At 64.1% G+C, this 5,548-nt stretch carries 7 protein-coding genes; 5 read left to right on the top strand and 2 right to left on the bottom strand.

Annotation, left to right across the window (positions count from 1 at the left end; genetic code table 11):
- The first annotated feature begins 92 nt into the window (after positions 1-92).
- The 4 genes from IC66_RS0140425 (at position 93) to IC66_RS0140410 (ending at position 2,383) form a co-directional block, all read left to right on the top strand.
- On the top strand, positions 93-479 hold the full coding sequence (locus IC66_RS0140425) for a response regulator (RefSeq protein WP_028143851.1): 387 nt from the start codon (positions 93-95) through the stop codon (positions 477-479).
- 60 nt (positions 480-539) lie between these two features.
- Positions 540-1,418: a CheR family methyltransferase gene (locus tag IC66_RS0140420; RefSeq protein WP_028143852.1), complete on the top strand. Its 879-nt coding sequence runs from the start codon at positions 540-542 to the stop codon at positions 1,416-1,418.
- A 2-nt stretch (positions 1,419-1,420) separates the two neighbouring features.
- Positions 1,421-1,738, top strand: coding sequence for a hypothetical protein (locus tag IC66_RS0140415; RefSeq protein ID WP_018321617.1), 318 nt, complete (start codon positions 1,421-1,423; stop codon positions 1,736-1,738).
- 141 nt (positions 1,739-1,879) lie between these two features.
- On the top strand, positions 1,880-2,383 hold the full coding sequence (locus IC66_RS0140410; protein WP_028143853.1) for a response regulator: 504 nt from the start codon (positions 1,880-1,882) through the stop codon (positions 2,381-2,383).
- A gap of 55 nt (positions 2,384-2,438) precedes the next feature.
- Here IC66_RS0140410 and IC66_RS0140405 read toward each other — a convergent pair whose 3' ends face one another.
- Complete coding sequence (locus tag IC66_RS0140405) at positions 2,439-2,759, bottom strand: hypothetical protein (RefSeq protein WP_028143854.1); 321 nt, start codon at positions 2,757-2,759, stop codon at positions 2,439-2,441.
- A 149-nt stretch (positions 2,760-2,908) separates the two neighbouring features.
- Between IC66_RS0140405 and IC66_RS0140400 the strand changes: the two genes are divergently transcribed.
- Positions 2,909-3,544, top strand: coding sequence for a response regulator transcription factor (locus IC66_RS0140400; protein WP_026202588.1), 636 nt, complete (start codon positions 2,909-2,911; stop codon positions 3,542-3,544).
- A 140-nt stretch (positions 3,545-3,684) separates the two neighbouring features.
- Here IC66_RS0140400 and IC66_RS0140395 read toward each other — a convergent pair.
- Positions 3,685-5,548, bottom strand: a 1,864-nt coding sequence (locus IC66_RS0140395; protein WP_038951265.1) for a hybrid sensor histidine kinase/response regulator, incomplete at its 5' end; no start/stop codon positions are given.

Genomic DNA, 5,548 nt, shown 5'->3' with positions numbered 1-5,548 from the left:
GGTCGTCCTCGACGTCGATCGCGTCCTCGAGCTCGAAACCAAAGTGCAGATGGCTGCGTGAGCCAACGAAACATCGAAGCCGGAGAACCAAAATGAAGACATGTTTGGTGGTCGATGATTCCAGCGTCGTTCGCAAGATCGCGCGCCGGATCCTGGAAGGCCTGGAATTCCAAGTCACCGAAGCCGAGGACGGCTCGAAGGCGCTCGAGATCTGTCAGCGGCAGCTGCCCGACGCGGTGCTGCTCGACTGGAATATGCCGGTCATGGACGGCTTCGAATTCATGGGCCACATGCGCCGCCTGCCCGGCGGCGACCAGCCCAAAGTGGTGTTCTGCACCACCGAGAACAATGTGGCTCATATTGCCCAGGCGCTCAGCGGCGGCGCCAACGAGTACATCATGAAGCCTTTCGACAAAGACATCATCGCCGACAAGTTCGCTGAAGTTGGTTTGATCCCGGTCGGACAAGCCATGGTCTGAGTGTGTCTGGCCCGCGTATTTAGGCCAGAGTGTTCCAGTACAGCTTCGAAGAGGCCATCCGTGACCCCGACCGAGTATGAGTATCTGCGTAAATTCCTAAAGGACAATTCCGGTCTCGATCTTTCCGCAGACAAGCAATATCTGATCGAAAGCCGCCTGCTGCCGCTGGCCCGCAAGGCCGGACTCTCCGGCATCGGCGAACTCGTGCAGAAGCTGCAGGGCGGCTCGCGCACGGTGATCACCGACGTGGTCGAAGCCATGACCACCAACGAGACCTTCTTCTTCCGCGACAAGGTCCCGTTCGATCATTTCCGCGACACCATCATGCCCGAGATCATCAAGGCGCGGGCCGCCCGCCGCAGCATACGGATCTGGTGCGCCGCCGGCTCGACCGGGCAGGAGCCCTATTCGCTGGCGATGTGCCTGAAGGAGATGGGCGCGGCCCTTACCGGCTGGCGCATCGAGATCATCGCGACCGATCTGTCGCAGGAGGTGCTGGAGAAGGCCAAGGCCGGAATCTACAGCCAGTTCGAGGTGCAGCGCGGCCTGCCGATCCAGATGCTGATGAAATATTTCAAGCAGACCGGCGAGACCTGGCAGGTCAATCCCGAACTGCGGGCGATGATCCAGCACCGGCAGCTCAACCTGCTGCACGATTTCGCGCAGCTCGGCACCTTCGACGTCATCTTCTGCCGCAACGTGCTGATCTATTTCGATCAGGACACCAAGATCAACATCTTCAACCGGCTGGCGCGCCAGATCGAGCCCGACGGCTTCCTGGTGTTGGGTGCGGCCGAAACCGTCGTCGGCCTGACCGATACGTTCCGGCCGATTCCGGAGCGGCGCGGCCTCTACAAGCCGAACGATCCGCGTGCCGCAGCCGCCAAGCCGGCTCTCGCCGGCGCAGCGCCGCGCCTGGCGGCCATGGCAGGACGATAGACATGGCCGAGGATGGCAAGGGTACGGAACGCGTGACTTTCAGTCGCGGCTACGATGTCTGCATCATGGCCATCGACGGCACCTGGCGCCGCGACTGCAAGCTCAACGCGATCTCCGATACCGACGCCATCCTCACGGTGGAAGGCTCGATCCAGGGGTTGAACCTGAAGGAGTTCTTCCTGCTGTTGTCGTCCACGGGCCTCGCCTACCGCCGCTGCGAGCTGGTCCGCGTCAACGGCGCCGAGATGGACATTCAGTTCCTGCGCGGCAAGAACAGGAAGAAGCGCGGCGCAGCCGGCGGCCGCGACGAAGCGGCGTGATCCGCCCGCATCCGTCGCCGTCTTTTCCGGCCCGTTGCTTCACATTTTCTGAAAACATCCGAATGAATTGGCGCCAGGAACTTTACGTGGCCTAAGCGCGAAGCGTGTATCCATTGTTGGTCCCAATCTCAGGATACTGAAATGCCCAGAAGTTCTCTTTCCCCCATCCCCTCAAACCTGCCCGACGGCGCCGAGCGGCGTGCGCTTCAGCTCCTTGTGGTCGATGACGACGCCACGCAGCGCAGCCTGATCACGGTCGCCGCCAAGCAGGCCGGCCACGAAGTCACCGTGGCGCCGTCAGTGGCGGATGCGATCGAGAAGCTCCGCGCCGCGCGCTTCGACTGCGTGACGCTCGATCTCGTGCTGGAGGATGGCGACGGCATCGACGTGCTGCGCGAGATGGCGGCGGCGAAGTTCGGTGGCGCGGTGATCGTCATCAGCGGCATGGACGGCAAGCGCCGCAGCGCCGCCCGCAGCTTCGCCCGGTCCGTCGGGATCGAGCTCCAGAGCCTGCCGAAGCCGCTCGACCTTGCGGCCTTGCGCATCAGCCTCGCCAATCTCGGCAAGACCGCGATGGGCCTTCCGGCGATCCACACCTGGGGTGGTGTTGCCACCGACGCGATCGTGGAACGGCACCGCGCGTAAGGTTTGCGGAGCTGCCATGCGATGGCATGCGGCCCTGCGCCGCGCTGATCGCGGTCTATGCCGGGGTGCCGGATTCAGAGAGGCATTGCAGGGCGTGGCCAAGGCCCGCCCGGCAGGCGTTGAGGGCGGCGCTCGCCGTCGCATAGCGCGGCGTGACGTCGTCGAGCACGAAAATGTCGGCGGAACCGGCCGGATCGCCATGATCGTCGTGCGCCAGGCCCATTTCCAACAGGCCAGCTTCCATCATGGCTGCGTCGATCAGGCGCATGCTGCTCTCGATCCGTGTGATCAGGGAGCGAAGATCGGCAGCGATCAACCGACGGCTGTCGGTCTCAAGCATCGCGATGAGCGGGGGTGTGCCAGCGAAATTTAGCATGGATATTCTCCGTACCCCGCAATTAGGCACCCTGCCGCTACTTGTGCGTTAAGTCCATGTCCCGTACAAATACGGGTGGGCCGAATCCGCGCCGAACGCCATAACAGTTGGCGCGGACGCGAGTCCTTCATGCCAACTGGATGTGGCACATGGCCGAACAAAGCTCTCGCGGTGAAATCTTCGTGGTCGACGACGACCCTGCCGTTCGCGACACCCTGTCGATGGTGTTGAAGGCGGCGGGCTATGAGGTGATCTGTTTTGCGGACGGCGCAGCGCTGCTCTCCGTCGCGCGAAACCGCACACCGGCTGCGATCCTGCTCGACGTGAACATTCCCGGAAAGTCGGGCCTCGACATTCTGAAGGAACTGCACGGCGAGGATTATCCGGCGCCGATCTTCATGATCTCCGGGCAGGGCGACATCGCGATGGCGGTGGGCGCGATCAAGAGCGGCGCGCTGGACTTCATCGAGAAGCCGTTCCGCGGCAGCGAAATCGTCGGCCGGCTCGACGAGGCGATCGGCGCCTATGCGCGCAGGCAGGCGGAGAACGCCTCGCCGAAATTCGGCTCGCTGCACTTCCCCGGACGTGAGCCGCTGACGCGCAGGGAGCGCGAGGTGCTCGAGCAGTTCGCCTCCGGTGCGTCCAACAAGGAAGCCGGCCGCACCCTCGGCATCAGCCCGCGCACCATCGAGGATCACCGCGCCAACATCATGAAGAAGCTCGGCGCGCGCAACGCCGCCGATCTGATCCGCATCGTGATGACCGCGGCCCAGCGCGCGTCGTAACTCGTGCCCCGGACGCAGCGCATCATGCAATGATGCGCTGCTGAGCGGGGCCCATCTCTCGAATTTCACCGCTGACAGTTCTGGTCCCGGCTCTGCGTCGCAGCGTTGCACGCTGCGCTTTGTCCGGGACACGCGAGCAATCAGCCGCTCAGTGCCTTGCGGATGATCCGCGCGAGATCCGATTTGCGATAGGGCTTGGCCAGCAGCAGGACGCCGGAATCCAGCCGGCCGTGATGGATGATCGCATTCTCGGTATAGCCTGACGTGTAGACCACCCTGAGATCGGGGCGTGTCTTCATCAGTTCGTCGGCGAGCTGCCGTCCGTTCATCTTGCCGGGCATGATGACGTCGGTGAACAGCAGGTCGAACGGCCTGCCGGCGGCAACGATCGCGAGCGCCTCCGCCGCGTTCGCGGCCTGCAAGGTGACGTAACCCAGCGCATGCAGCTGCGCCAGCACGTAGTCGCGCACCAGCCGGTCGTCCTCGACCACCAGGATCGTCTCGTGTCCGCCCTCGATCGTCGCAGGCGTCACGCCCTCGCCGATGGCCGTCGGCGTCTTGCCGGGCGGCAGGTACATCTTGATCGTGGTGCCGTGGCCTTCCTCGCTGTAGATCTTGATGTGGCCTGCGGACTGCTTGATGAAGCCATAGACCATCGACAGCCCGAGCCCGGTGCCCTTGCCCGGTCCCTTCGAGGTGAAGAAGGGGTCGAACACCCTGGTCAGGATGTTCGCAGGGATCCCGGTGCCGGTGTCGCTCACGGCGATCAGCACGTAATGGCCGGGACGGACGTCGTTGCCGCTGGCATAGACCTCGTCGAGATAGGCGGCGCCGGTCTCCACGATCAGCTTGCCGCCGCCGGGCATGGCGTCGCGGGCATTGAGCGCGAGATTGAGGATCGCGGTGGTGAGCTGGTTGGGATCGACGATCGCGACGCAATTCTCGTCCTCGAACACCGATTCGATCTGGATCTGCTCGCCCAGCGTCGGCCTCAACAGCTTCGCGGTGTCGACCACCAGCGAGTTGATGTCGATCTCGCGCGGCTGGAGCGGCTGCTTGCGCGCGAAGGCGAGCAGGTGCTGGGTCAGATCGGCGCCGCGCGCGGCGGCCTCGTCGATCATCTTCGTGATGGCCGCAAGCTGCGGCTCCTTTTCGACGGCCTCCGCGAGAATCTCGATCGTCCCGGTGATGACGGTGAGGATGTTGTTGAAATCGTGCGCCACGCCGCCGGTGAGCTGGCCGACCGCCTCCATCTTCTCGGCATGGCGGATGCGCTCCTCGGCGGCGATCTTGTCGGTGAGGTCGCGGTAAAAGACGTTGAACAGCAGGCCTTCGCGGCGCTTCAGCGCGGTGACGCTCAGCTCGGCCTTGAATTCCTTGCCGTCGCGGCGGCAGCACATCAGCTCGCGGCGGCGGTTCAGCGTCCTGCCGTCCTCGTTCTTCAGGAATTGCTTCAGGCCGGCCCTGACCCTCTCGCGTTCGCTCTCGGCGACGATCAGGTCGATCGTGCTCTTGCCGAGCACCTCGTCGCGGCGCCAGCCGAACAGCTGCTCGGCCTGCGAATTCCAGTTCAGGATGCTGCTGGTCTCGTCGGTCTGGATGAAGGCGTCGAGCGAGGTCTCGACGATGTTTCGGGCGAGTCGCTCGCTCTCGCGCAGCGATTCCTGCGCGAGCCGCGCTTCCGTCATGTCGCGTCCGACGAAGAAGAAGCGCTGCGCCTGCTCGGACCAATTGCCGAGCCAGGACAGCCAGACCTCGTGTCCGTTCTTGTGGAAACAGCGGGTGTCGCCGAGCTTGGGGCGCTCGCCGCGCCGCAGCGCGCGCATGTCCTCGCGCGATTGCGTCAGATGGTCGGGATGAATGAAGTCCGCGCCGCTGCGGCCGATCATCTCGTCCGGCCGGTAGCCGAGAATGGTCTCGCTGCTCGGGCTGATCTGCGCGACATGGCCCCGCGGGTCCATGACCATGATCAGATCCTGCGAGGTATCGAAGATCTGCCGGCGC

This window comes from Bradyrhizobium genomosp. III (genome assembly GCF_000261705.1).
Classification (GTDB): domain Bacteria; phylum Pseudomonadota; class Alphaproteobacteria; order Rhizobiales; family Xanthobacteraceae; genus Bradyrhizobium; species Bradyrhizobium ottawaense.
This window is presented reverse-complemented; position numbering and strand designations above follow the sequence as displayed.

Bases quoted from the DNA above. Each gene is read 5' to 3' on its own strand.
- IC66_RS0140425 (WP_028143851.1), top strand. From the start codon at position 93: ATGAAGACATGTTTGGTGGTCGATGATTCCAGCGTCGTTCGCAAGATC.
- IC66_RS0140410 (WP_028143853.1), top strand. From the start codon at position 1,880: ATGCCCAGAAGTTCTCTTTCCCCCATCCCCTCAAACCTGCCCGACGGC.
- IC66_RS0140400 (WP_026202588.1), top strand. From the start codon at position 2,909: ATGGCCGAACAAAGCTCTCGCGGTGAAATCTTCGTGGTCGACGACGAC.
- IC66_RS0140405 (WP_028143854.1), bottom strand. From the start codon at position 2,759: ATGCTAAATTTCGCTGGCACACCCCCGCTCATCGCGATGCTTGAGACC.
- IC66_RS0140415 (WP_018321617.1), top strand. From the start codon at position 1,421: ATGGCCGAGGATGGCAAGGGTACGGAACGCGTGACTTTCAGTCGCGGC.